The organism is Neobacillus vireti (assembly GCF_036962465.1).
GTDB classification, from domain to species: domain Bacteria; phylum Bacillota; class Bacilli; order Bacillales; family Cytobacillaceae; genus Neobacillus; species Neobacillus vireti_B.
Genome location: NZ_JBALNF010000062.1, coordinates 76,274 through 98,919, shown reverse-complemented (window position 1 = coordinate 98,919; position 22,646 = coordinate 76,274). Strand labels below are relative to the sequence as shown.

The 22,646-nt window shown below is 37.9% G+C and carries 23 protein-coding genes and 1 other annotated feature; of the genes, 6 read left to right on the top strand and 17 right to left on the bottom strand.

The annotated features are described in order from the left end of the window. Nucleotides 1-72 precede the first annotated feature (72 nt). The gene (locus V7077_RS22790; RefSeq protein WP_335506202.1) at nucleotides 73-429 is read left to right on the top strand and encodes a hypothetical protein; all 357 of its coding nucleotides are present in this window, start codon (nucleotides 73-75) and stop codon (nucleotides 427-429) included. A gap of 56 nt (nucleotides 430-485) precedes the next feature. After that, nucleotides 486-740, top strand: a binding site (T-box leader). A 51-nt stretch (nucleotides 741-791) separates the two neighbouring features. Beyond that, on the top strand, nucleotides 792-1,781 hold the full coding sequence (gene trpS / locus V7077_RS22785) for a tryptophan--tRNA ligase (RefSeq protein WP_335506201.1): 990 nt from the start codon (nucleotides 792-794) through the stop codon (nucleotides 1,779-1,781). A gap of 130 nt (nucleotides 1,782-1,911) precedes the next feature. On the opposite strand, the gene V7077_RS22780 is transcribed toward trpS, so the two are convergent. The 9 genes from V7077_RS22780 to V7077_RS22740 all read right to left on the bottom strand — a co-directional run bounded on the left by V7077_RS22780 (nucleotide 1,912) and on the right by V7077_RS22740 (nucleotide 11,973). Further along, nucleotides 1,912-2,658, bottom strand: a complete 747-nt coding sequence (locus tag V7077_RS22780) for a YjbA family protein (RefSeq protein ID WP_335506199.1) — start codon at nucleotides 2,656-2,658, stop codon at nucleotides 1,912-1,914. 144 nt (nucleotides 2,659-2,802) lie between these two features. Next, the gene (opp4C, locus tag V7077_RS22775) at nucleotides 2,803-3,714 is read right to left on the bottom strand and encodes an oligopeptide ABC transporter permease (RefSeq protein ID WP_335506197.1); all 912 of its coding nucleotides are present in this window, start codon (nucleotides 3,712-3,714) and stop codon (nucleotides 2,803-2,805) included. A gap of 11 nt (nucleotides 3,715-3,725) precedes the next feature. Beyond that, on the bottom strand, nucleotides 3,726-4,691 hold the full coding sequence (gene opp4B / locus V7077_RS22770; RefSeq protein WP_335506196.1) for an oligopeptide ABC transporter permease: 966 nt from the start codon (nucleotides 4,689-4,691) through the stop codon (nucleotides 3,726-3,728). A 157-nt stretch (nucleotides 4,692-4,848) separates the two neighbouring features. Continuing rightward, a complete protein-coding gene (gene opp4A, locus V7077_RS22765; RefSeq protein ID WP_335506194.1) occupies nucleotides 4,849-6,564 on the bottom strand; it encodes an oligopeptide ABC transporter substrate-binding protein in 1,716 nt (571 codons plus the stop codon). A gap of 91 nt (nucleotides 6,565-6,655) precedes the next feature. After that, nucleotides 6,656-7,663, bottom strand: a complete 1,008-nt coding sequence (locus V7077_RS22760) for an ABC transporter ATP-binding protein (protein WP_335506209.1) — start codon at nucleotides 7,661-7,663, stop codon at nucleotides 6,656-6,658. Further along, the gene (locus V7077_RS22755) at nucleotides 7,663-8,691 is read right to left on the bottom strand and encodes an ABC transporter ATP-binding protein (protein ID WP_335506192.1); all 1,029 of its coding nucleotides are present in this window, start codon (nucleotides 8,689-8,691) and stop codon (nucleotides 7,663-7,665) included. Before V7077_RS22755 ends, V7077_RS22760 begins: the two co-directional genes overlap by 1 nt. 137 nt (nucleotides 8,692-8,828) lie before the next feature. Beyond that, nucleotides 8,829-9,617 (bottom strand): DUF2268 domain-containing protein, encoded by a 789-nt coding sequence (locus V7077_RS22750; protein ID WP_335506190.1) that lies wholly within the window; start codon nucleotides 9,615-9,617, stop codon nucleotides 8,829-8,831. A 135-nt stretch (nucleotides 9,618-9,752) separates the two neighbouring features. Continuing rightward, nucleotides 9,753-10,991, bottom strand: a complete 1,239-nt coding sequence (gene fabF, locus V7077_RS22745; protein ID WP_335506187.1) for a beta-ketoacyl-ACP synthase II — start codon at nucleotides 10,989-10,991, stop codon at nucleotides 9,753-9,755. Between the two features lie 49 nt (nucleotides 10,992-11,040). Further along, nucleotides 11,041-11,973, bottom strand: coding sequence for a beta-ketoacyl-ACP synthase III (locus V7077_RS22740; RefSeq protein ID WP_335506184.1), 933 nt, complete (start codon nucleotides 11,971-11,973; stop codon nucleotides 11,041-11,043). Nucleotides 11,974-12,178: 205 nt separating this feature from the next. Here V7077_RS22740 and V7077_RS22735 point away from each other — a divergent pair, with 205 nt between their 5' ends. Continuing rightward, on the top strand, nucleotides 12,179-12,454 hold the full coding sequence (locus V7077_RS22735) for a hypothetical protein (protein ID WP_335506183.1): 276 nt from the start codon (nucleotides 12,179-12,181) through the stop codon (nucleotides 12,452-12,454). Between the two features lie 19 nt (nucleotides 12,455-12,473). Here V7077_RS22735 and V7077_RS22730 read toward each other — a convergent pair whose 3' ends face one another. From V7077_RS22730 to V7077_RS22720, 3 genes are all read right to left on the bottom strand, one after another. Continuing rightward, on the bottom strand, nucleotides 12,474-12,674 hold the full coding sequence (locus V7077_RS22730; protein WP_335506181.1) for a ComZ family protein: 201 nt from the start codon (nucleotides 12,672-12,674) through the stop codon (nucleotides 12,474-12,476). A gap of 186 nt (nucleotides 12,675-12,860) precedes the next feature. Beyond that, the gene (locus V7077_RS22725) at nucleotides 12,861-13,679 is read right to left on the bottom strand and encodes a hypothetical protein (RefSeq protein WP_335506179.1); all 819 of its coding nucleotides are present in this window, start codon (nucleotides 13,677-13,679) and stop codon (nucleotides 12,861-12,863) included. Nucleotides 13,680-13,759: 80 nt separating this feature from the next. Continuing rightward, nucleotides 13,760-14,482 (bottom strand): hydrolase, encoded by a 723-nt coding sequence (locus tag V7077_RS22720; RefSeq protein ID WP_335506177.1) that lies wholly within the window; start codon nucleotides 14,480-14,482, stop codon nucleotides 13,760-13,762. 183 nt (nucleotides 14,483-14,665) lie between these two features. On the opposite strand from V7077_RS22720, the gene V7077_RS22715 reads away from it, so the two are divergent. After that, entirely contained in the window at nucleotides 14,666-14,851 is a 186-nt protein-coding gene (locus V7077_RS22715; RefSeq protein WP_215040210.1) for a YjzD family protein, read from the top strand. Between the two features lie 46 nt (nucleotides 14,852-14,897). Here the strand turns inward: V7077_RS22715 and clpB are convergent, their stop codons facing one another. Continuing rightward, a complete protein-coding gene (clpB, locus tag V7077_RS22710) occupies nucleotides 14,898-17,498 on the bottom strand; it encodes an ATP-dependent chaperone ClpB (protein WP_335506175.1) in 2,601 nt (866 codons plus the stop codon). A gap of 121 nt (nucleotides 17,499-17,619) precedes the next feature. After that, on the bottom strand, nucleotides 17,620-17,799 hold the full coding sequence (locus V7077_RS22705) for a YjzC family protein (protein WP_215040208.1): 180 nt from the start codon (nucleotides 17,797-17,799) through the stop codon (nucleotides 17,620-17,622). A 271-nt stretch (nucleotides 17,800-18,070) separates the two neighbouring features. On the opposite strand from V7077_RS22705, the gene V7077_RS22700 reads away from it, so the two are divergent. Further along, entirely contained in the window at nucleotides 18,071-18,763 is a 693-nt protein-coding gene (locus V7077_RS22700) for a Crp/Fnr family transcriptional regulator (protein ID WP_420489700.1), read from the top strand. A 35-nt stretch (nucleotides 18,764-18,798) separates the two neighbouring features. Here V7077_RS22700 and V7077_RS22695 read toward each other — a convergent pair whose 3' ends face one another. The 3 genes from V7077_RS22695 to V7077_RS22685 all read right to left on the bottom strand — a co-directional run bounded on the left by V7077_RS22695 (nucleotide 18,799) and on the right by V7077_RS22685 (nucleotide 21,634). Then, nucleotides 18,799-19,527, bottom strand: coding sequence for a YwiC-like family protein (locus V7077_RS22695; protein ID WP_335506173.1), 729 nt, complete (start codon nucleotides 19,525-19,527; stop codon nucleotides 18,799-18,801). Nucleotides 19,528-19,844: 317 nt separating this feature from the next. Next, entirely contained in the window at nucleotides 19,845-20,381 is a 537-nt protein-coding gene (gene mobB, locus V7077_RS22690) for a molybdopterin-guanine dinucleotide biosynthesis protein B (protein ID WP_335506171.1), read from the bottom strand. Continuing rightward, on the bottom strand, nucleotides 20,369-21,634 hold the full coding sequence (locus V7077_RS22685) for a molybdopterin molybdotransferase MoeA (protein WP_335506169.1): 1,266 nt from the start codon (nucleotides 21,632-21,634) through the stop codon (nucleotides 20,369-20,371). The genes mobB and V7077_RS22685 overlap by 13 nt, the downstream gene beginning before the upstream one ends. A gap of 229 nt (nucleotides 21,635-21,863) precedes the next feature. On the opposite strand from V7077_RS22685, the gene ric reads away from it, so the two are divergent. Further along, nucleotides 21,864-22,562 (top strand): iron-sulfur cluster repair di-iron protein, encoded by a 699-nt coding sequence (ric, locus tag V7077_RS22680; protein ID WP_335506167.1) that lies wholly within the window; start codon nucleotides 21,864-21,866, stop codon nucleotides 22,560-22,562. Nucleotides 22,563-22,646: the final 84 nt, after the last annotated feature.

The window sequence follows — 22,646 nt, the reverse complement described above, 5'->3', positions numbered from 1 at the left end:
GACTTATACAGTAATTTTTTGTATACTATAGCCTAGTTTTACTTGTAAAATCAAGCTTCTGGAGGTCTTCCCTTGGAATTCAACTTTAAGAAAAATCTTATAATTCTTTTAATTACACAATTCTTAATTGTCTTGATATCTTTTATTCACCACCACAAAATTACCCTGATTAGCTATATCGATATATCTTTTTATGTTACTTCAGGGTATATTTTGTTATCTTTATTACTCTTTACAATCCATAGCGGATTTTATGATGTCATGTCAAAATCCCTAAATCTTTTCTTTTCCCCTGGGAAAGATAAAAGAAGATTTGAAGACATTCCTGGATTATCGGAATTAATAACATTAAATGGAAAGCCGTTCTTTCTTCATGGACTCATTACTGGACTATTAATGGCCGTTGCTCTCATTGTTCATTATGCTTAACTAACTTGAAATAACTGCTTGATTTCAGCTATAATATGACTAAACGCATATAATTTTTAAAAGCATTGATAAAGAGTAGTACGTATTTACCTTCGATTCAGAGAGTTTGTGGCCGGTGAAAACAAACGCGAAAAAATACCGAATGGACTTTTGAGCCTCTGCCTGAACCTTTTTCATCTTCTTTCTAATAGTAGGAGCAGACGTTTACCTTGCGTTAAAAGGACTTCAAAGCATCTATATTAAGATGACTTGATACTGAGTGACTCTTTTTGAGTAATTTAGGGTGGTACCGCGAACCATTCGTCCCTATAGTTTTTTAGGGATGAATGGTTTTTTTTATATATTTTTAGGAGGAAATCTTAATGAAAACAATTTTTTCAGGTATTCAACCAAGTGGAACTATCACTCTCGGGAACTATATTGGTGCTATGAAACAATTTGTGGAATTACAGCACGAATACAATTGTTTCTTTTGTATTGTCGACCAGCATGCGATTACCGTTCCACAGGATCCACAAACACTTAGGAAAAATATCCGCAGTTTAGCTGCATTATATCTGGCTGTGGGGATTGATCCGGAGAAGGCTACCTTGTTTATTCAATCGGAAGTTCCTGCACATGCTCAGGCAGGTTGGATTATGCAATGTATTTCCTATATTGGTGAGCTTGAACGGATGACACAATTTAAGGATAAATCATCTGGTAAAGAAGCCGTTTCGGCGAGCTTGTTAACTTATCCGCCATTAATGGCAGCTGATATCCTTTTATATAACACTGATCTTGTTCCTGTTGGTGAAGATCAAAAGCAGCATTTGGAATTAACACGGGACTTAGCTGAAAGATTTAATAAAAAATATAATGATATTCTTACTATCCCTGAAATCAGCTTGCCCAAGGTTGGGGCACGAATTATGTCACTTCAAGAACCAACTAAAAAGATGAGTAAATCTGATCCGAATAAAAAGGCATTTATAACCCCATTAGATGAGCCAAATCAAATTGTGAAGAAAATCAAGAGTGCTGTCACTGATTCAGATGGAATTGTTAAGTTTGATACGGTGAACAAACCTGGAGTATCTAACTTGTTATCCATTTATTCCATCCTTGGCGGAAAATCGATTGGAGAACTCGAAGAAATGTATACAGGAAAAGGCTATGGGGATTTTAAAGGTGATTTAGCGGATGTTGTGGTTAATTTTCTAAAACCAATTCAAGAGAGATACTACCATTTGTTGGAATCCAGTGAACTTGATGATATTTTAGACCGCGGAGCTGAAAAGGCAAACATGGTTGCCAGCAGAACCCTCAAGAAAATGGAAAAAGCGATGGGTCTAGGTAGAAAAAAGCGTTAATATTAAGAAAAGCGCAAGGCGCCCCACTCGGCGCCTTGCGCTGGGCATTTCTCGAAGATGACATTTATATATTTAAAAATGAAAAAGCCTGTCCAAAAGGTATGGTTGACATACCTTTTGGATCAGGCTTTTAATTTACTTTTGGACCATGCTCCATCTCCCAAAGTTTTTCAAAGAATGGCTGCCCTTTTATTAAATTTTCACAGAATGTTTCGTGGCGTCTTGACCAGCCATATTTTGTTTGCTCGAATAACTGTTCCCATGCTTCTTCAAAATTCATTTCTTGAATAGTCGAATATTGCTCTGGACACCATTCAGTATACCAATAGCGAACTTCCGCTTCGTTATTGGAAGTTAACAATTGGTCCAGAGCCATAAATAATAATTGTTTTAACTGTCGTTCTTTTCTTGTTAAGCCTCTCATCAAATCGGGATCTGGTGAAAGTATATGGAAGTCCTTTGTTTTAGGCTGTGCGTAAAAATGATATGGCTTTGCTTCATGCTGGCTTATCATTTCATAAACGAGCTGTTCCTGCCTAGGTATTAATCTGCTTTTTCGAATTGGAATATTGTAGCCAATTGTATCTACTGCAAGTATCCCCGTTCCATCCGTCACAACAAAGCAATAGTCGAGTTGAATTCTTTCATGGTTTTTTCTTAAGTACGCTTTTTGATAAATATCATCGAGAAGCTGTTGAGGTAACTCAGATAGATCATTCTCAATATAACCAAATAAGAGCGGTTCGACTTTAATAAGCGGCACTTGATCAAGCAGCTCTACTCCGTCATCCTTCCGCCATTCATGAAAGTGGCAAACATTATATCCGTTTTCCTCACCTTCAAACCAATTAACCCATACATCATGAAGATACAACATTTTACAACCCCTCACTTCAAGAAACTGTTTGTCAATCAGTATAGGCAGACCTCAGTTAAATTATTCCTTTTTATATATTTTGCTCCATTTGCTTTTACAAAAACATTTATAGTTATAAAAAAACTACCACTCATTATGGTAGATTTATCTTTTTGATTTTGGATTGAAGGCATCTTTTAATCCTTCGCCAATAAAATTAATCGATAGAATCGTAATTGTAATAATTAGTGCGGGTGGAACCCAAATCCAGAGTTTGAACTGAAGGACATCGGGCTCAGTTGCTGAATTCAACATATTTCCCCAGCTGGGTATTTCCTGCGGAACTCCAAAGCCTAAAAAGCTTAAGCCGGTCTCCGCCACAATCATCGTAGCAAATGTAATCGTAGCTTGAACAATAATGGTTGACAAAATATTAGGCAATAGGTGTTTAATAATAATTTTTGCTGGTGTGCAACCAATCGAAAGAGCAGCGGTAATATATTCGTTTTCTTTTTCAGCCAAGATTTTACTGCGGACAATCCGAGCAATTCCCCCCCAGCTTAACATACTGATCGTACCGATTAAAACCCATAGACCATTCACTTTTCCAAAAAGAATTGCATTCAGGACAATGACAAAAACAAGGAAAGGAAAGTTTAAAATAAAATCAGTAAACCGCATTAATAAACTATCAATTACTCCGCCAAAATAACCTGAGACCGAACCAATCAATGTTCCGATAACAATAACAAATAACGTACAGCTCAAACCTACTAACAAGGATATCCTTCCGCCATATAACAGCCTCGTAAACACATCACGGCCTGCCTTATCGGTACCAAGCCAATGCTTACTCGATGGTTCTAGTGACATCTCCCCGATATTAATCTTGGTTACATCCGCCGTTGTAATATACGGAGCCAAGAAGGAAACAATGGCCACTACAATTAAGAAAGCAAGGCTAATTATCGCTAGTTTATTGTTTACAAACTTTTTCCGGGCAATTTCCCATGGAGACAAACTTTTTTCACGGGGATTAATCGTTAATTTTGAATCTTTTTGTGTGATAATTTCCATGTTCTCCCCTCCTAATCTAACCTAATCCTTGGATCTACAACACCATACAATATATCTGCAATCAAGTTTCCAATTAGTGTTAAAAACGAGAACATCATGGTCAATGTCATTAAGACTGGATAATCCCTTGTTCCAACAGACTGTAAGAATAGTTGTCCAAGACCCGGATAAGTAAAGATTGTTTCGGTAATAATGGCACCCGAAATAATTGCTACTAAATCAAAGCCTAAGAAGGTAATGAGGGGGATAATCGAGTTTCTTAAAATATGAACATTATATATCTTTCTTTCCGGTGTCCCTTTTGCACGTGCAGTCCGTACAAAATCTTTTCGGCTGTTTTCAATAATGTCATTTCGTAAAAACTGAGTGTAACTAGCTGTACTCAATAGACCTAAAACGACTGCAGGTAAAAGTACATGATGGAGCCGGCTTTGCCAAAATTCAATTGTCCCCTCGGTCACACCAATATCCACTGATCCATTTGACGGAAACCAGTCTAATGTAAAAGAAAAAAAGAAAATAGCAAATACCCCGGCGATAAAGGAAGGGATGGATAATCCTAAATAATTTAATCCACCAATGATATTGTCACCAAGTGTATAAGGTTTCCTGCCTGAATACAGCCCCATAAAAAAAGCAAAAAGGTAGGTAATTATAATGGAGGAAAAGCCGAGTAATAATGTATTAGGAATTTTTTCTGAAATTATCTCTGCGACTGGAATTTTAAATCGGGTTGATTTACCAAAATCCCCCTGAATAAAATCCCCCATCCAGCGGACATATTGCTTTGGCAATGGGTCATTATAGCCCAATTTTGCACGCATTTCGGCAATATATTGTGGATTTGTATTTCTAGGGTCTATCTCTCCTGTGAGAGAATCACCAGGCATAAGTTTCGCCAATGTAAATACGACAATAGAGATAAGAAATAGCATGGGAATCATGCCCAAAATTCTTCGAAATGCATATTTAAGCATGTGCATTCTCCTCGTCTATAAACTAAGCTAAATCCATGGATAGTTGTAGCCTAATAAGGTAAATCGGGAGGAACAGAAACTTCCTTGTCTCCTCCCAAATTCGAGCTTTACTTTTTTAAAAGCATTATGAAATTTAACATAGAGGTGACCAAAGGATCTATTGCTTGATCCACCACTCGTTAGGCCGATTCATACCGGAAACATCGAATTTAACATTCTGAACACGCTTCGAGACCGCCATTGTTTCATCTATCTCTGCAATCGGCAATACAGGAAGCTCTTTCATAAATAGTTTTTGCCATTGTACATAAATATCTTTTCGTTTATTGTTATCTGTGCCCACTACACTTATATCAAGTGCTTGATCTAGAAGCTTATCACTCTCTTCATTTACCCAGCGTGGGTAGTTCCACATGGCTTTTGATCCCCAAAGTGGAGTTGGGTCAGGATCTGATCCAGTCTGCCATCCACCGAAGAATACTTCAATTGATTTATCTGCTTTATCAAGCATTTCATAATAAAGATTGACGTCTGTCATCGTTAATTTGGACTTTAAGCCGACTGCCTCCCAATATTGAGTTAAGGCCTTGGCACGTGATTCGAAAGTTGGGTTTTGTGTTGCATAGTGGCTGAAGTTTACAACGAACTTCTTCCCTTTTGGATCTTCACGGAAGCCATCGCCGTCTATATCCTTATAGCCAGCTTCATCTAATAGTTTTTTTGCTTTTTCTGGATTATATTTGTATTGCTCTAGATCTTTGTTATCAGCTGCAATCCAGTGATTTGTTGGAACTGGACGGTTTACTGGCTTACCAACCCCATAAAAGAAAGCCTTTACCCATTCTTCGCGATTAATCGCATAATACATGGCCTCACGTAGTTTCTTATCTTGATATTTAGGCTCATTCATGATGTTTTTCTCGCCGTCCCAGGTACCTAATCGGAAACCTACATAATAATAGCTCACTCCTGGGTATGTGATTGCATTGACATTATCAAGTGCCTTCACTTGATCGATAATACTTGGGTGGAATGATGTCATGTCAAGTGTGCCATTTTTTAATTCTCCAACAGATAGAGATGGATCAATAACCTTAATGACCACTTTTTCAATATGCGGCTTACCGCCAAAGTAATCATCAAATCGCTCCATTTCAATTGATTCCCCTGGTACCACTTTCGTTACTTTAAATGGTCCTAATCCCACAGGCTTCGTCCGAACTTGTGAAGAACCCATCATATCTTTTACAGCCATCCCTTTAAATTCGGTTCGGTTCATTGGATAGGTCCAAAGGTTATCTAAGTTATTTACACGTGCCTTATCGAAAGTAATTTGTATGTGGTAATCATCTATGATCTTTATACCGGAAATGTCTTTGGCCTTTCCATCATGGTAGTCTTGGGCCCCTACTATATTCCTTACATTATCAAAACGAGGACCATCATAATCTTTATCAGCAATTACTTTTAATGCAAACTCCCAATCCTTAACAGATAATTCGTCCCCGTTATGCCACTTAACCCCTTTTTTTATTTCAAAATCAAACACCTTATTATCTGTGGTTTTCCAAGAAGCAATATGCGGCTGTGCCTTCAGGTTTTCATCATAATCAATTAAATTTTCATCAAAGAAATCAATCACATATTGGTCAGTCGCATTTCCATAGAATGCATAGTTAAATTTACCTTCAGGAGCTGAGTCCAATGCATAAATTAATGTCCCGCCATCCTGTGGTTTACCAGCTGATACATTATTTTTAGAACCATTGTCATTCTGCTTTGTACTCGCTTTTTCACCGCTGCTGCAAGCTGCTAAAAATGCAGATAAAACTAACATTAAAGCTGCCAGCAAAAACATACTTTTTTTCTTCATTCATTTCCCCCCTTGATATTTTTAAAGTTGTGCTAAGTACGTTTTTATACCTAAATAAGGCGGCTGTCTGCCATATAGAAGATGCCCCTTTTTAGTAAAGGTGGCAGGCTACTCGATGGAAAGGCTTCACCTCCTTTAATATGGGTTTAACTTTTGAACATTGCTCCACAGCCACTGGACACCGTGGATGGAATGGACAGCCCGATGGGGGATTAATAGGACTGGGGACATCCCCTTTTAATATGATTCTTTCTTTCTTAATCCTTGGATCTGGGGATGGGATCGCTGAAATTAATGCCTGTGTATAGGGATGAAGTGGTTTTACGTATAGTCTGCTCTTATCCGTAATCTCTACCATATTTCCTAAGTACATGACACCAATGCGATCACTCATATGTTTCACCACACTTAAATCATGAGCGATAAAGAGAAAGGTTAGTTGAAATTCACACTGCAAGTCTTTTAATAAGTTTAAAACTTGTGATTGTACGGACACATCTAGTGCTGAGACCGGTTCATCTGCAATAATTAATTTGGGTTTTAAGGCAAGTGCACGGGCAATTCCAATTCTTTGCCGTTGACCGCCGGAAAATTCATGTGCATATTTATAGTAGGCATCCCGCGGAAGCCCAACTTTATCTATTAAATCCATGACTTCTAGTTGTAATTCAGACTTACTTTTTTTTGAAAAGTTATAGATAGGTTCTCCAATAATATCTCCGACCAATTGCATTGGATTCAGTGAAGCATAAGGGTCCTGAAATACCATTTGCATATCTTTACGAATTTCACGAAGTGGTCTTCCATATAGATGGGTAATATCTCTGCCATCAAAAAGGATTTGTCCTTCTGTTGGCTTTAATAATCTTAATATCGTTCTACCAGTAGTGGATTTACCACATCCTGATTCACCTACTAGACCAAGTGTTTCTCCTCTCTTAATTTCAAATGAGATATTGTCAACGGCCTTAACATTTCCTATAGTCCGCTTAAAAAAACCACCTTTTACAGGATAATAGGTTTTAAGATGATGAATTTCCAACAGATTTTCTGGGTTAAGAGAGGTCTTATCTTTTCTAGTATGCAGAGATGTAATCATCAACCCATCCCACCCCCTTCTCTTGGACTACTTTTTTCATATAGTAGGCAAGCAACTTCATGCCCTGGGTCAATACTTTTAAGAATAGGGGTTATCGTCAGGCATTCAGGCATTGCACGGGGACATCGCTGAAAAAAACGGCAGCCGGTTTCCGGCATATTTGTTAGAGAAGGAACAATTCCTTGAATAGAGCTTAATCGTTCTCTTGACTCGTCCATTTTTGGAACAGCCCCCAATAGCAGCGTTGTATAAGGATGTTTGGGGTTATGAAATAAGGTTTCTACATCAGTTCGTTCGACCATCTTTCCGGCATACATGACCATCACCTCATCACACATTTCCGCAACTACACCTAAATCATGGGTAATCAGGATAATCGACATATCATTAACGGATTGAATTTCTTTTAATAGTTCAAGAATTTGTGCTTGTACGGTCACGTCCAAGGCTGTGGTTGGCTCATCGGCTATTAGTAATTTAGGCTGACAGGCGATTGCCATAGCAATCATGACTCTTTGTCTCATTCCACCTGATAGTTGATGGGGATATTCATCCACTATTTTTTCTGGACGAGAAATACCCACACCTTTTAAAAGGGCAACTGATTTTTGCCTAGCCTCTCGTTTTGTAATCCTCCAGTGATTAAAAAAGACTTCCTGTAGTTGGTACCCAATGGTGAAAACTGGGTTCAAGGACGTCATCGGTTCCTGGAATATCATTGAAATATCTTTTCCACGAATTTTATTAATCTGTGATTCGGTCATTTTCTCAAGGTTAATTCCATCAAAGATCATTTCTCCCGCTTTTACCTTCCCGCTTCCCTTCGGAAGCAGCTGCATGATTGATAGACTCATGACCGATTTACCACAGCCTGACTCGCCGACAATTCCTAGGATTTGCCGTGGTTTTACCTCAAATGAAACATCATCTACGGCGTTATAATCCTTCCCATCAACCTCAAAAGCTGTTTCTAAATTCTTCACTATGAGCAGTGGTTCCTCCCTTAATAATGATTTTTTTCGGCTCATAATCCACCTTCTTCGTCGTTATCTATTCGATAACTTATTATATTTAGAAAAATCAATACAAAATTATTATTAACGCGATTATATTGGTAAAATTAAAGGTTTATATTCTTTTTCCATAAAACTTCAAACAACCTCTTCTATGAAAATAGGTCTATACCTTTTAGATAGGTTTCTGAAGGTGTAGTAAACGTTAATTTTGTTGAATAATGATTCTTCTTGTAATAGTTTTCTATTAGATAAAAGCCTGCTGCATAGCCTAGTAGTTTTGGGACCCTTCCCCCTCCATATAGCAGTTCATCATGTCTTCTCTCATTTTTCTTTATTCCCAGCTGATTTTTAAGATATCTATCCCAAAGTTTTTTTAACTCTTTTTCTGAATACATAGTGCACCAGGCTGCTAAATATTCCCGGCCGCATTTTTTTAATACAGTATATTCTGCCAGTCCTTCAATTATTAATGAATCTAGTAATGTATAATCCTCTATACGCTTTTCCAACAAGCTCATTCTGCAGGCATGGTGATATTCATGTACGAAGAGAGCTTCTACATTTGTCGGATCATCGTAATTCGATAGAAATAAAAACATTTTATCAGGAAATGTAACCCCTGCTTTTCCTTTCTCCTCCCTTCTAAAAAACCCTCCAGCCTGGGCAATCGGAAAGAGGAAAATGGGGATATCCGGACCATTCCAACTACTTTTATATTTAGCGTAAATTTTTCCAACCTTCTCCCACGTTTTCTGTTTGCTTAGTTTCAGTTGATTATTCCAGGATGATTGAGACGGCTGATACATTCCAAAATTCATTAGTTCGCGATAGATCTCTCGTTGTGATTGCCCTTTGAAATAAGGAAGAAGTCTTGCACAAATTTTCAATGGATTTTCAAAATTCTCTTCAAGCCACTCGTCAGTCCTAATAATTCCCATTGCTGCACCCCATTTACGTAGTAACTATCTTCTGGTCATTTTATGAAAAATGCAGAAAGACGTTCGAGCATTATGGGGTTCATCTTCCAAAAAAAAGCAAGAAGGGCCAAACATATCGTTTGGCCCTTCTTGTTTTTATTCGTATTTTTTAAAGACAATTGTTGCGTTGTGACCACCAAAGCCAAGAGAATTACTCATTGCTGCCTTGATTTCTTTCGGGCGTGCCGAATTTGCTACATAATCTAAATCACACTCAGGGTCTGATGTTTCATAATTAATCGTTGGCGGCAAAATGCTATCCCTAATTGCCAATACCGAAAAGATTGCTTCTACCCCACCTGCAGCACCAAGAAGATGGCCTGTCATGGATTTAGTCGAACTCATAGGTAATTGATAGGCGTGATCACCAAATACCTCTTTCACTGCAAGCGTTTCATATTTATCATTATATTCCGTACTTGTACCATGGGCATTGAGATAATCAATCTCTTCAGGAGCTAAACCACTATCATTAATGGCCATCTTCATTGCTCGTGCACCGCCTTCACCACCTGGGGCAGGAGCTGTAATGTGGTAAGCATCACCTGTTGCCCCGTATCCGACGATTTCGGCATAAATTTTGGCCCCGCGAGCTAGCGCATGCTCTAACTCCTCCAATACCACAATTCCTGCACCTTCACCAATGACAAATCCATCACGGTTTTTATCAAATGGACGGCTGGCAGTTTTTGGATCTGGATTGGTGGATAATGCAGTGTTAGCACAAAATCCAGCTACTGACATCTTTGTGATTGGTGCCTCTGCTCCCCCTGTTACCATAGCGTCAGCATCACCACGCTGGATGACTTTAAAGGCATCACCAATAGAGTTAGTTCCAGTAGCACAAGCTGTTACTGTACATGAATTGAAGCCTCTTGCACCAAGTATAATTGAAACTTGACCTGTAGCCATATCTGGAATCAGCATTGGAACAAAGAAAGGACTTACACGTTTATAACCTCTTTTTTGAAAGATCTCAAATTGCTGTTCAAATGTTTCCATCCCGCCAATACCTGAGCCAATCCAAACGCCCACTCTATGCGAATTTTCTTCATTAATTGTTAAATTGGCATCCTGTACTGCCATTAAAGCAGAAGCAACTGCAAATTGTGTAAATCTGTCCATCTTACGTGCGTCCTTTTTATCAATAAAGGCTTCTGGATTAAAGTCTTTTACCTCAGCAGCAACCTTTGCTGGATATTCGTCCGCATTCACTCTCGTCATTGGTCCAACTCCGGACTTTCCTTCGAGGATCCCTTTCCATGTGGTCTCTACATCGTTTCCAAGCGGTGTAACTGCTCCGACTCCTGTTACAACGACCCTGCGCTTTTCCATTTAAACATCTCCTTTTCCAAACTATTTATCCTAAAAAAATAAACGACAATTATTTTCCCCACCGCATCGCAATGGCGCCCCAGGTTAGGCCTCCGCCAAAGCCAACCATCACAATTAAATCATCCTCTTTAATTCTGCCAGCCTCGACGTCCTCTATCATTGAAATTGGAATTGATGCAGCTGAAGTATTACCATATTTGTTAACTGTCTTAGACATCTTTTCAACTGGTAATTCCAATCTTTGTCTTGAGGCTTCCATAATTCGGATATTAGCCTGATGCGGGATTAAGAAATCGACATCATCTTTTGTTAACCCAGCTTTTTCGAGTACATTTATACAGCTTTCTCCCATTTGTCTAACTGCAAATTTAAAAACCTCGCGGCCATTCATGATAATGTATTCATCTTGGTATAAGTGTTTAGACCCGGTACCGTCAGCACCCAATTCAAAAGATAGTATCCCTCGATTTTCAGATACTGGTCCTATAATAGCCGCACCGGCACCGTCGCCAAATAATACAGCCGTATTTCGATCATTCCAGTCTGTTATCTTTGAAAGTTTTTCAACACCTACAACTAGTACGTATTTGTAGACTTGTGACTCAATAAATTGCTTTGCCGTCACTATGCCATACATAAAACCTGCACAAGCGGCACTTACATCCATTGCTGCAGCTTTTGTTGCTCCTAATCGTTCTTGGATCCGGCAAGCTACCGATGGAAATGGAGAATCCGGTGTTACAGTTGCAACTAATATTAAATCAATATCTCCTGGAGTAATACCAGCATTCTGGATCGCTTTTTGAGCAGCAGCAAATGCCATGTCAGAAGTGTTTTCATTATCTGCCGCTATTCTTCTTTCTTCAATACCCGTCATGGTTTTAATCCATTCATCAGAGGTATCCATCATTTTTTCTAAATCATGATTAGTGAGTATTTTTTCCGGTAAGTATCTGCCCATTCCAACAATACCAGCTCTCATTATTCCATCTCCTTTAATCTAGGTAAGACCCTATCTATTTCTAGGATTAATATCAATTATTATGACTTGGTACTAATTTTATCAAATTCCTCCTATTTTAAGCAACTGTTTCTTCCTATTTATCATCCGCTAATGTACATACCTTTTATTTGTTGACACATATTCTAGATTAAAAGGTATTTTTATTGGGGGAGGCCGAAACAGTATGGCATATTTTGATGAGGAGCAAGGCTCCAAAAAACAAGAGGAAAAGGAAGAACAAACAAAGGAAGACCGATTTACAAGTTTAATGTTTGGTCCTAGGAGAGGCAGTGATAGTCAACATTCTCAGCACCGTCCAGAACCTAGGCAAAACCAGTCTGCCATTGATTATGAGGAACTTATGATGAATATTGATACACTTTATGATTCAGTCCGTGGAATGAAGCCATTATTTAGTAAAGTTTACCCATTTATCGAGCAATTATGGAAAAAAAAATAAGCTGCCAACAACTGGCAGCTTATTTGCTAGAACTTTCCTTAAGAGCATCCTCTTTACCAAGCTCATATGCTTCCTGCATAACTTTAGTAAATAAATTCATAAAAGGCTGAATAAGATCCATCGTAAGTTCAACCCCGGCTTGATCTAATTGTTCTTTTGCCTCCGGTAAGTGTTTCATTGCAATCTGCATAAATTGTAGTGTATTGTCTTGATTGTTCACGTTATGTACTCCTTTATAATAGTAATTAAGCAATTCTCCCATTTTCTTCGAGTGGTTAAACACCTTCCTATTTAGTATTGGACATAGGTGCTGCAACCACTCTAATGGAAAAAACGTTTTTTCTTTTTATTTTAACCCTTGATTAAATAATTGAAAAGTCCTGGATCCCTATGTTTGAGGAATTATTTAGATTAAACGCCTTGTAATTTCTAGTTGTTTTTCAATTGACTCACTGAATGGAGTAATCTTTTTTACTGTTACTCGATTGATTGTTTTATCTAGGTCTAATTTTTCAGAATAATCTTTGGCTTCTAGTTTTAGGTGTTCTGCACACTGAACCCAATAATTTTCTAGGCCGCTTTCAATTAAAAAGTGCCGGTCATCCTCAACCTCTAAATTTTCATTTGAAGTCAGAATAGCTTCTACCGCATCATCCACATAGAGGATATCTCCGGTCCATTCCCGTTTATTTACCTTGATTTTACTATCATCCATGTTTGAAAGGAGGGCCCGTTGGAATGTATAGGTTGAAGGCTGCCAAGGACCATAAATGGCCGGTAAATAATAAAACTGATTATTTTTCCCCCAGGCAACGACATCATTGATTACAGTCCGCAAAGTATCTGTCCCATCAGGTTTTAATAACTGGATTGGCAGTAGAAATACGATATCTGTCACACTTTTGTTTCTTATAATAAATTCTTGTAATTTAGTAACCGTTTGTTTTTGAAAAATGGTCTCATTATCCAACATATATAGATCATATAGAGAAAGGATAAACGTTGTTTTAGTGGTGTCAATTTCTCTGCATGTATCCATTTCTGATAGCAATATCTCTCTAAAGTTTGCATTCCTGCCTACTTCCAGCCTTTTCTCCTCAAGGTAGGGAGTATTGTTGTTTTCGTCGGGATGGATTCCAATAACCTCTAACCCCATATTTAAGAGGGCAAGCCCCATTTGAAAACTAACAAAATCATAAATGCCAAAAATCATGGCCTTGTCCATAACATCTTCCTCCCCAAAATAACTTTAATGAATCCTATGCGATTTTACTAGGAATTATTTCATTTTGGGGAGGGTTATCATTAAAGTACTTTTTCATGATTGTTAAAAAACTTGATTAACATGGCTCCAAGCTGAGGTTTTTTTTCAGGAAGGATAAAGATTGGGTTTATTTTAGAGGTATTAATAATTTTTTGATAAAGCTTTGATTGGGTGTAAGATTTCCCACCTGATAACACTTGGATAATCGTGATTGGACATTCATAATCCAGATTAATCACTTCATCCATGTTGAATATTTCATTTTCAAGTGTAGCTTGGTCGATTTGATGTGCAGCCGTTAATTCCCTCATTAATTTTTTGTAAAAGAACTTATGCTCTTTTTCTAGTTCGAGATGATTTTTCAATGAAAGAATGGGATTAAGCAGAACTAAGGATCGAATCGATCCCTTCATTTTTTCCAAAAGTTTTATGGCTGCTAATGCACCCATACCTTCTGCCAAAACATGAATTTTATTATTAAGAATTTCACTTCTAATTATATGCTGATATAACCTTTGAGCAAGTTCGACAGCATCTTCGCTCCCCCAGTTACGCCCATAAAGATTTGAGGAAAAAATGGTGTACCCGGCATCTTTTAATTCATTGACAATAGCCAGCTTTCCTTCGTTTTGCGTCCAAAAGCACTTGCTCTCATCAACAAAATGCCTTTCATCTCCAATTATTAAGATCCCAAATCCTTTAGGCTTTTCAGGGTAATGAATGATATTCCATTGGGTATCCATCTGAAAATTACGATTCTCCATCGCTAAATCTCCTTTTACATATTTCCTCATGGTATAGTATGCCGTTTCACAATAGTTGAAAGGGAGTTTGCCCATTTTAAACGAACTTGGGAACATAAATCAGAAAATTGTTTTTTTATATATTTTTTCTTCATTGTATGGTAGTATTTAAATTAATGTAAAATAAGTAAGAGGTGAAACTGAGTGCGTATATTTTGGACTTTTTTCTGGTCTTTCCTTTTAGTGCAAATGCTTACATATGTTGTTAGTTCAATGACAGCCGGTGCAGAATATAATTTTGCTCAAGGTTCAATTGTTGCTGTTGGGGTAACCATATTAATTCTTATTGCTGCTGCAGTCATTCCAAATGAACCTGTTGAAAAGCATTAATAAAAAAGGTCTTCCACGCTAACTGGAGGACCTTTTTTCTGTTTTACTACCCTTTTTGTACATTTATTAATACATCACCATCTTGGATGGTTATTCCTACGGTTGACTGCTCGTGTACCCTGCCGGCAATGATTTCACGAGCCAGCTTTGTTTCAATATTCCTTTGAATGTAGCGCTTTAAAGGTCTCGCCCCATAAATAGGATCGAATCCGTTTACAGCAATAAACTCCTTCGCATCATCACTGATAGTAATATTAATTTGCTGCTGTTTTAATCGAGTTTGCAAATCGTTTAACATTTTACCGACAATATTCTTTATCTCCTCTATTGATAAAGGTTTAAAGAGGATCGTCTCATCAATTCGATTTAAGAATTCTGGCCGGAAATGAGACCTTAACTGACTCATGACCTTCGCTCTCGTTTCATCCGAAATTTCAATCTCATTTTCATTTCTATCGAGCAGATAGTGAGAGCCAATATTGGAAGTCATAATAATGACAGTGTTTTTGAAATCTACTACTCGACCTTGCGAATCCGTAATTCGTCCATCATCAAGAGCCTGAAGGAGAATATTAAAAACTTCCGGATGAGCTTTTTCAATTTCATCCATTAGAATAACTGAATAGGGCCTTCTTCTAATTGCTTCAGTTAACTGGCCTCCCTCTTCATATCCTACATATCCCGGAGGCGCCCCAATTAAACGTGAAACTGCATGCTTTTCCATGTATTCAGACATATCTATCCTTATCATATGCTCTTCACTGTCAAATAAGGACTCTGCCAGTGCCTTTGCTAATTCTGTTTTCCCTACTCCGGTCGGTCCTAAAAATAAGAATGATCCAATAGGACGATTTGGGTCCTTAATACCAGCCCTTGCTCTTAGGACAGCATCCGTTACTAGACTAACCGCCTCATTCTGACCAATTACTCGTTCATGGAGAATCGATTCTAATTTAAGCAGCTTTTCTCTTTCTCCTTCAACTAACTTGGAAAGTGGTATGCCTGTCCATCTTGAAACGATATTGGATATCTCTTCTCCAGTTACTTCTTCTCGAAGAAGCCGTTCATCTGTTGCTGCTCTTTCCTCTAAATCTTTAAGTTCTTTCTCCACTAAAGGAATTTGTCCATGCCTTAATTCGGCTGCTCGATTTAAATCATAACGATCTTCTGATTGCTGGAGTTCACGGCGGAGTTTTTCAAGCTGCTCCCTTTTCTCCTGTACTGTTTGAATACTTTGTTTCTCCTGCATCCATTTTGCCTTCATGGCATTCGCTTGTTCTTTTAAATCTGCAAGTTCCTTTATTAATGACTCGAGTCTTAATTTACTGCCTTCATCACTTTCTTTCCGAAGTGCTGCCTCTTCAATTTCCAGCTGCATAACCCTTCGTGTCACTTCATCCAGTTCTGTTGGCATGGAATCAATTTCCGTACGAATCATGGCACAGGCTTCATCGACAAGGTCGATTGCCTTATCAGGTAAAAAGCGATCTGTTATATAGCGGTCTGACAATGTAGCTGCTGCCACTAAGGCATGATCGTGAATTTTTACACCATGATGGACCTCAAAACGTTCCTTTAGTCCTCTTAATATCGAGATGGTATCTTCTACATTTGGTTCTTGAACCAATACTTGTTGAAAACGCCGTTCAAGCGCAGGATCTTTTTCTATATACTTCCGATGCTCATCAAGTGTGGTTGCCCCAATACAATGCAGTTCTCCTCTAGCAAGCATCGGCTTTAACATATTTCCAGCATCCATCGCCCCTTCTGTTTTACCTGCCCCGACAATGGTATGGATTTCATCGATAAAAAGTAAAATACGTCCTTCGCTTTTCTTTATTTCATTTAAGACGGCTTTAAGCCGTTCCTCAAATTCACCGCGGAATTTTGCTCCGGCAATTAATGCGCTCATATCTAATGAAAAAATGGTTTTATCCTTAAGCCCTTCCGGAACATCTTTTCTTACTATTCTTTGGGCAAGTCCCTCGACAATTGCTGTTTTCCCAACCCCTGGTTCACCGATTAAGACAGGGTTATTCTTTGTTTTACGTGATAAAATTCGAATTACATTACGAATTTCACTGTCCCTGCCGATGACCGGATCGATTTTGCCGCTAGTTGCTTCGGCTACAAGGTCCCGGCCATACTTTTTAAGAGCATCATATCCTGCTTCTGGATTTTGTGTCGTCACTCTTTGGTTCCCCCTTATTTCCTTTATTGCTTTTAACAGCATTTCCGGTGTTAGACCGTATGTTTGAATGATTTTTTTCATATGTGAATCATTTGCATAAACAGCGGCTAACAAGATGTGTTCAACAGAAATGTATTCGTCTGAAAATTTAGATGCAAACTCTTCTGCACTCACCAGTAACTTTTGGAGTTTTGCGGTAATATAAAGCTTCCCCTGTTCGACACCGCTCCCAGTTACCTGTGGTTTTTTTGCCAATTCACCCAATAATGATTTCTTTACCTTTTCAGCCGCTAAACCGGCTTTTTCGAAAATAGATGTGATTAGACTGTTTTCCTGATCCATTAGCGAAAGAAACAGATGTAGTTCATCAATTTCTTGATGATTTTCTTTAATGGCTAAGCTTTGCGCATCCATAAAACCTGTTTGTAAGCGTTCTGTCATTCGGTTTATATCCACCGTTTCTCACTCCTTTTGACCTTTTTTGACCTATTTATTTATATTATAAGAAATTCATTACAATAAGTAAAATAACACAAGAAGAAAAGCCATCTTAAAAAGATGACTTTTACTAAACGATTTAAGGTTTGCGAACATAGGTCCAAACACGTTCATCATTTGATGTCTCAGGAAACGGGTCGCCTGCTTTAAGTTTAATTTTCTTTGGATTTGTTACATTGCTTCCTGTATCACCGACTTCAATGTAATAGCCATTATTGGGTGCTTTTTTACCTGATTTAAACTGATGATTTTGTCCCACTCTAATCCCCCCTTTTCTATACAATCTTATTATCTCCGTTAGGTTGCATCAGCATTAAAGGGAAATTCTTTCAAATTCATCATAAGTCGACAAAATTTCCTGGGTAATATGCCGTGTAGACCTTAGTTTTTGACGATTGTATGAACTTATTCTACAGATATTGATAATTATTCTTTGTTAACAATATAATTATAGTATTATCTAGAGAATCTCATTAACCATGACTTGCATTTTGGGAAATTCATTATGTACCTTTAAAGGTGGTTATAGTATGCAGTCAGTAAAAGAAATGCCGGTAATATTATCACATCTCTTTGAGACCGTTCATCATATAAAAAAGATTGAAAAAGGAACCTTCCTTTTTCGGGAAGGTTCTCAAGCTGATGAAATGTATATAGTTCGAAGCGGAATCCTTCAAGTCAGTAAAATCATTCCTGACGGACGTGAACTAACAATTAGAATGTGCTCCAAAGGAGATTTTGTTGGCGAGTTAAATTTATTCTCCTCTGCTTCCCGTTATTTACTAAGTGCTCGAGTTGTAGAGAGCGGTGAAGTGGCTGTCATTATGAAGGAAGTTTTAGAAGAGAAGCTATCCCAAGATTTAGCCCTTTCCTTTGAATTTATCCAATGGATGAGCTTACAATTTCGAAAAACGCAAACTAAATTTCGTGATTTAGTCCTCCATGGAAAAAAGGGAGCATTGTATTCGACCCTTATCCGCATCAGTAATAGTTATGGAATAAAAACAGATCAAGGGATACTGGTGGAATTACCGTTTACGAATCAAGAATTGGCAAATTTCTGCGGTACCTCCCGTGAGGTAGTCAATCGACTCTTAAGTGATTTAAGAAAGTCAGCTATCCTTTCAATTGATAAAGGCACGATTACCATTCATGATATTGAGTATTTAAAAAGGGAAATCGATTGCGAAGATTGCCCAGTTGAGATATGTAAGGTTGATTAATAAACAAAAAAAATCGGTCAAGCTGACCGATTTTTTTAATTCAGGGTGACAATTTGAATGGCAAGAATGATAAAGATGATGGCTGAATTAACGATTTCATATACTCCAATTTGCAGCGGCGTTAATTTTTTCCCATAAAAGAAATAGGCTCGAAGTAAGCTCGGAATATAAGCAATCGCCACGATCCAAAAACCACTAAAGAACCATGCAGCCACGATAAGTAGGTGATATGCCCATGAAATCCATTTGAATTTATTGCTTTTCTTCTCTCTAATCATGGTTTTCACATAGAAGGTACAGCCCATAAAAAATAATACAGATGTTAAAAAAGGAAAAATCAACGCCTGAATGTTTAGCGCACCCTGACCTAAATAACTGGCAGCCAGTCCAGCAAGGGAAAATGCAAAGATTGCACTCATATCATTCATAAACGCACGTTCTTTATTTTTAGATGTATAGTAAGCATTTATGGCAAAGAACGGCAGCATTGAAAGACCAAAAAGTACGATTGAAGGCCTTTTGAGCAGTGGAAACAGTAACAGCAATAAAGCAGGTATAATATAAATAATGGTCCATTTGGTATAAAATTGAATTTTTTTCTTTTTAAATAAAAGGAGCATAGGGTAAGTGGCTAAATATAAGAAAATCCAGCCGATAAAAAACGGTACGTCCTGCCAAACAAATCCACCCTCGATAACTCCCAGCCAAAAGGGAATGATCAGCATTGCCCATGCACCATGTTGTTTGGGTAAAAATAATTTCATCTTTTCTCACTCCTTTCCCTCATAGCCTTACTATAAAAGAGCTGAAAAGAAAATAAAGTGAAGATCATCACATTAAATGTGAAAAAAAGAAGGCAATTTTACCTTCTTAACGATCTTTAGATATGAATGGAAATGCATCGGAACCAATCAGGTTATGGTAACATTGATCATCTCTAGAGTAGCTATCACTGATTGGAACCTGCATTCCCAGCCCATAATCTAACTACCTATATTAACAAACCATATAACCCCTACAAATATTATAATTCGAACCAGGCTGTATGGCTGTGATAAAAGTAACATATATGACAATTTTATTAACTTTTTTCATCATTTTTATGAACATTTTTCAGAATGAATTCAGTAGTCCAATGAATCAAAGCGTCATCTTTAATTGAGAAAGAAGGATACAAACTTTCATTATTTAACTCTTCTAACCAATAACCGACAGCACAGATATTGGCTGTCACATCCAATAAAGGCAAGTCCTCTTTATTCCTTAATAAAAGTAGCTTATGATAATCCTTATATTTATAGCCTTCAATTATAATGACATCAGGTTGAAAAAAGTTAATTAACTCTATTTGCTCTTCCAAGCTTAGGCTTAGATGGTCAGCTTGTAAAATCATTCTTCCGCCGCCTTCGACAAGGGAAGCAAGTGCTCCTGAAACTAGATGCCTTGAAGAATCCTTCTTTTCTGGTATGGCAGGTTTACCGCCATGACCGTGATGTTTGATGCTGACCGTTTTTGTTCCTCGGTCTGTAAGGTTTTTTATCAGTTTGGTTGAAATGGTTGTCTTCCCACTATTCTGATATCCAACCACCTGAAAAATAAATGGTTTTACCAAGGCCATACACTACCGACTTGATCATCAAGGAGCAATACCTCGACTTCAGTTCCTGCCATAAACCCTCTAGTTCCGCCAGGAAGGATCATGAAGGAATTTGCACCGGCCAGGCTCATAATAATATTCGACTTATCCAAACCGCTCGGTGTTGATTTTAACCTACCCTTATCAAAATAGGTGGCACTTCTAACAAATCTTGTGAACGGGTTAGCTTTTGGAAAATCTACTTCTAGCAAAGCCGTTTCTTTCCGTAAATGGGGTCTGTTTGAAAAAAGCCGTTGGCGGATAATCGGCCGGGCAAATAATTCAAAGCCAACATAACAAGCAGACGGGTTCCCAGATAATCCAAATAGAATTTTCCCATTATAAACGGCAACCGTAGTTACACTGCCGGGGCGCATGGCAACCTTATTAAATAATACTTCAGCACCGAGTTTTTCATAAATCCCAGGCAGGTAATCAAAATCACCCACGGAAACTCCCCCAGTGGTAATTAAAAGATCTACTTCGTTTAAAGCATTTTTAACAGCTTCAAAACATGTGTCAAATTCATCAGGAAGCTTCCCATAATAATGAACGGTTCCGCCAGCCCTTTCAATTTGAGCTGCAATCATATAGGAATTACTATTGCGTATTTTTCCGGGTACTAATTCCTCTTCTACCTCTAACAATTCAGTCCCTGTAGCAAATAGACCAATCAGCGGTTTTTTTGCTACAGGCACTTCTTTATAGCCAAACGTCGCCAACATTGCTTGTATACCCGGGTTTATCAAGGTTCCTTTTTCTACGAGAATTTGGCCTTGTTTTGCATCTTCTCCAATAAATGAAACATTGGTGCCTTTGCTAATTTTTCGTTTAATTGACATATAGGGGGTGCCATTTTTCTCAAAGTCCTTAGCTACTTCAAACATAACAACCGCATCTGTTCCATTTGGCATCATTGCACCTGTCATAATTCGAACAGCCTGTTTTTCCCCGACTAATTTATCAGAAACCATTCCAGCACCAATGTGGTCGATTACTTCAAATTCAACCGGGTTTACCTGCGATGCTTCAAGACTGTCGATAGAACGAATAGCAAAACCATCATATGGAGCTCTATCAAAATGAGGAACATTGCTCGTAGCGATTAGATCTTCTGATAAATAACGACCGTAGCTTTCATTTATGGAAACATGTTCCGTCACGCCACTTATTTGATGTTTCATAATTTGTGTTACTGCCTCTCCAATCGAAATTGGATTTCTTCTTTCTAGCAAATAAATCAGCTCCTGCCTAAAACAGATTATTTTGATTAGTTATGTAATGGATTATAACAGCTAATTTTCATTATAAGTCTACAGAAGACTTACAAACGTATCAAATGTCACAGATTAGACGAAAAAGAAAAAAAATAACCAATGTGTGATACAGGTCACCTATAGAATTCATTATTTCTATTATGCTTAAGTCATAAATAACTTACCTTATCTTTAGGAGGAAATAATCATGACTTTTACCATAACAGCCGATTCATTAGTTAGAGATATTGTTAACGAACTTCCAAAAGCAAGTGATATATTTAAGAAAAACCGAATTGATTTTTGCTGTGGGGGTAATATCCCATTATCACAGGCTGCAGAACAAAACGAGCTTAACCTTGACAATATCATTGAAGAGCTAAAAGATGTCTTTGAAAAGTATGAAAACACAGAGAAAAATGTAGATGTATGGACAGATTCAGACTCCCATACCATTATTAATCATGTAATTAATAATTACCATCGTGTTTCTGAAGAAGAATTAGCAATGCTGAGCCCCTATGTTACGAAGGTTTCGCGCGTTCACGGTGGACATCATCCTGAACTTATTAAAATGAATGAGCTTTTTTATGAGTTTAAAAAGGAATTACTTGAGCATATGGCAAAAGAAGAAGAAATTGTGTTCCCGCTTATTAAGCAGCTTACAGATGGTACTGCCGCTAATCCTGAGGAAGCCATCAAGATGATTGTTGAGCTTGAAAAAGAACATGACCATGCCGGGGAACTATTGCGGCAAATTCGTGCAGTAACTTCTGATTTTGCCCTTCCTGCTGATGCCTGTGGTACCTACCGTTTGGTTTATGCCCGTTTAGAAGCACTAGAAGGCTTAACCTTTATGCATGTACATCTTGAAAATAATATCTTATTCCCAAGATATCTTAACTAATCGAAAGAAGGTGTCCCAAAAGTTTTTGGGATACCTTCTCTTTTTATACATTAAATTAGTCTGTCGATTTCCGCTCCAGGCGGC